1 protein-coding gene is annotated in these 996 nt (G+C 47.4%); it reads right to left on the bottom strand.

Annotated elements, in window-relative coordinates; all coding sequences use genetic code 11:
- The coding region (gene rfbB / locus R7Q48_RS25075; RefSeq protein WP_318132839.1) for a dTDP-glucose 4,6-dehydratase at positions 1 to 994 on the bottom strand (994 nt) is incomplete at its 3' end.
- Positions 995 to 996: the final 2 nt, after the last annotated feature.

Here is a 996-nt window from a genome sequence, read left to right as displayed (position 1 = left end):
TTAGGTACCATTCGACGGTTTTGCGAATGCCGCTTTCAAACGTTTCTTCTGGCGTCCAGCCAAGCTCTTGAGCGATCTTGGTGGCATCAATTGCGTAACGCACATCATGACCAGGGCGATCTTTCACATACGTGATCAAAGATTCATAAGACTCTATCCCGGCTGGCTTGTCTGGTCGCAACTCTTCAAGCAAAGCACAAATGGTTTTCACCACTTCGATGTTGGCTTTTTCGTTATGACCACCGATGTTGTAGGTTTCACCGACTTCACCTTCGTTGACCACTTTGTAAAGCGCGCGAGCATGGTCTTCCACAAACAGCCAATCTCGGATTTGCATACCATCGCCATACACAGGCAACGGCTTGCCATCGAGGGCATTTAGAATCATCAGAGGGATCAACTTCTCTGGAAAGTGGTACGGGCCATAGTTGTTGGAGCAATTAGTGATAAGTGTTGGTAAACCATAAGTACGCTGCCAAGCACGAACCAGGTGATCGCTCGAAGCTTTAGATGCGGAATATGGACTGCTCGGCGCGTATGAGGTGGTTTCGGTGAACAAATCATCCGTTCCCTCTAGATCGCCATACACTTCATCCGTAGAAATATGATGAAAACGGAATGCCGATTGGCGCGCTTCATCTAAGCCCGACCAATATTGACGAGCCGCTTCAAGCAAATGGTAAGTGCCCATCACGTTAGTCTCAATAAAAGCAGCAGGACCATCAATAGAGCGATCGACATGAGACTCGGCGGCCAAATGCATCACCCTATCGGGTTGATGCTCTGAAAACACGCGATCTAGTTCAGCTCGGTCACAGATATCTACTTGCTCAAAGTAGTAACGTTCACTCTCTGAGACATCAACCAGTGATTCTAGATTCCCTGCGTAGGTCAGTTTATCTAAATTGATGACGGTATCTTGGGTGTCACGAATGATATGTCGGACAACAGCTGACCCAATGAAGCCTGCTCCACCGGTTACTAATATTTTCATTA

This window comes from Vibrio sp. 378 (assembly GCF_033339435.1).
The sequence above is the reverse complement of the archived record's forward strand: the minus strand, read 5'-3'. Positions and strand labels throughout refer to the sequence as shown.